Consider the following 3156-nt stretch of genomic DNA (forward strand, 5'->3'; position numbering starts at 1 on the left):
TATTATATCATCAATCGATTTATTGGTCAAGCCCTCGGTCTATTAGTATTGGTCAGCTGAACATGTTACCATGCTTACACCTCCAACCTATCTACCTCGTTATCTTCAAGGGACCTTACTTCCGAAGAATGGGAAATCTAATCTTGAGGGCGGCTTCACGCTTAGATGCCTTCAGCGTTTATCCGTTCCATACATAGCTACCCGGCTGTGCAGTTGGTCTGCAACCGGTACACCAGAGGTACGTCCATCCCGGTCCTCTCGTACTAAGGACAGCTCCTCTCAAATTTCCAGCGCCCACAACGGATAGGGACCGAACTGTCTCACGACGTTCTGAACCCAGCTCGCGTACCGCTTTAATGGGCGAACAGCCCAACCCTTGGGACCTACTTCAGCCCCAGGATGCGATGAGCCGACATCGAGGTGCCAAACCTCCCCGTCGATGTGAACTCTTGGGGGAGATAAGCCTGTTATCCCCAGGGTAGCTTTTATCCGTTGAGCGATGGCATTCCCACTTATTACCACCGGATCACTAAGTCCTACTTTCGTACCTGCTCCATCCGTCGATGTCGCAGTCAAGCCACCTTTTGCCTTTACACTCTTTGAATGGTTTCCAATCATTCTGAGGTGACCTTCGAGCGCCTCCGTTACCTTTTAGGAGGCGACCGCCCCAGTCAAACTGCCCGCCTGACATTGTCCCCTATCCAGATAATGGATATGGGTTAGAAATCCAATGACATAAGAGAGGTATCCCACCGGCGGCTCCACCAAGACTAGCGTCCTGGCTTCATAGCCTCCCTCCTATCCTGTACATATATCATCGAATCCCAGTATCAGGCTGCAGTAAAGCTCCATGGGGTCTTTCCGTCCTGTTGCGGGTAACCAGTATCTTCACTGGTTCTTCAATTTCACCGGGCGTGTTGTCGAGACAGTGCTCAAATCGTTACACCTTTCGTGCGGGTCAGAACTTACCTGACAAGGAATTTCGCTACCTTAGGACCGTTATAGTTACGGCCGCCGTTTACTGGGGCTTGAATTCAAAGCTTCGCTTGCGCTAACCTCTCCTCTTAACCTTCCAGCACCGGGCAGGTGTCAGCCCATATACATCACCTTACGGTTTCGCATAGACCTATGTTTTTGCTAAACAGTCGCTTGAGCCTCTTTTCTGCGGCCACTTTCGTGGCTCCCCTTATCCCTAAGTTACGGGGTTATTTTGCCGAGTTCCTTAACAACACTTCTCCCGTCGGCCTGTGGATTTTCTCCTTATCTACCTGTGTCGGTTTACGGTACGGGTACGTATAATACAATAGCGGCTTTTCTTGGCAGTGTGGATTCGGAAACTTCCCTACTTTTTTTCAGTCCCCATCGCACTTCACCATCAAGAGACGGATTTGCCTATCTCCCTTGGCTTTGTGCTTAGCCGGGTTTTTCCATTCCCCGGTTTTCCTATCCTCCTGCGTCCCCACAGTTCTGATTATACGTAGTACAGGAATATCAACCTGTTGTCCATCGACTACGACTCTCGTCCTCGCCTTAGGCCCCGACTAACCCTGAGAAGATTAGCTTTACTCAGGAATCCTTAGATATTCGGCCTATATGTTTCTCACATATATCTCGCTACTCATTCCGGCATTCTCTCTCCTGTTTCGTCCACCATTGCTTACGCGTTGGCTTCGTCCTTGCAGGATGCTCCTCTACCACTTCCTACTCTTCGTAGGAAATCCGTAGCTTCGGTGACGTGTTTTAGCCCCGTTACATTTTCGGCGCAGGTTTTCTCGACTAGTGAGCTATTACGCACTCTTTAAATGTATGGCTGCTTCTAAGCCAACATCCTAGTTGTCTGTGAAATCCCACATCCTTTTCCACTTAACACGTACTTTGGGACCTTAGCTGTCGGTCTGGGCTCTTTCCCTTTTGTCCACGCGACTTATCTCACGCAGACTGACTCCCGAGGGTATCTCTACGGCATTCTTAGTTTGATATGAGTTGGTAACCTTTTTGGGCCCCGCGTCAGTTCAGTGCTTTACCTCCGTTAGACTCCTCTCGAGGCTAGCCCTAAAGCTATTTCGAGGAGAACCAGCTATCTCCGAGTTCGATTGGAATTTCTCCGCTATCCACACCTCATCACCACCTTTTTCAACAGATGTGTGTTCGGTCCTCCAAAGCCTTTTACGGCTCCTTCAACCTGGACATGGATAGGTCACCCGGTTTCGGGTCTACTAATACTAACTATACGCCCTATTCAGACTTGGTTTCCCTTCGGCTCCGTGGCTTCTGACCACTTAACCTTGCTAGCATTAGTAACTCGCCGGACCGTTCTACAAAAAGTACGCCATCAGGCACAAAGCCCTCTGACTGTTTGTAAGCACAAGGTTTCAGGTTCTCTTTCACTCCCCTCCCGGGGTTCTTTTCACCTTTCCTTCACAGTACTGCTTCACTATCGGTCACTAGGGAGTATTTAGGCTTGGGGGGTGGTCCCCCCGGCTTCCCACAGGGTTTCTCGTGTCCCGTGGTACTCTGGATACTGTCAGCTGGCTCAAAATTTCGTCTACTGGACTTTCACCATCTTTGGTCTGCTTTCCCAAAACAGTTCGACTATCTCTTGCCAATGCCTTATACAGTCCGCAACCCCGAAGAACTAGGTCCTTCGGTTTGGCCTGTTTCCCTTTCGCTCGCCGCTACTTAGGAAATCGAGTTTTCTTTCTCCTCCTGCTGCTACTTAGATGTTTCAGTTCACAGCGTTCCCTTCCATACGCTATGTATTCACGTATGGATACTTGAGGTTTGCTCAAGTAGGTTTCCCCATTCAGAAATCTCCGGATCGATGGCTATTTGCGCCTCCCCGAAGCTTATCGCAGCTTATCACGTCTTTCATCGGCTCCTAGTGCCAAGGCATTCTCCTTGTGCTCTTTCTTGCTTGACCAGTTTGTTAGATTTTTTCTTTGATGCTTTGAATGCTGCGACCAAACATTTCGTAGAAATGTTAGAGCAGTATGAAATCAAAGTAAAAATCGGTTTTCATTGTAAAACAATGAAAAAACAACCTTTTTCTTTCACTTCAATCACTTCATCAAATCAATCATCTATAGCTTGTTCTTTGGAATGTTTCGTAGTAGCGATACTACGGTTTGTTGACATCGTCTGTCAACGTTATTACAT

At 48.4% G+C, this 3156-nt stretch carries 1 rRNA gene; it reads right to left on the reverse strand.

The window, feature by feature from the left end:
* Positions 1-22 precede the first annotated feature (22 nt).
* Positions 23-2920, reverse strand: a 23S ribosomal RNA gene (locus CLNEO_RS15140).
* Between the last annotated feature and the right edge of the window lie 236 nt (positions 2921-3156).

It is taken from the genome of Anaerotignum neopropionicum, assembly GCF_001571775.1.
Taxonomy (GTDB): Bacteria; Bacillota; Clostridia; order Lachnospirales; family Anaerotignaceae; genus Chakrabartyella; species Chakrabartyella neopropionicum.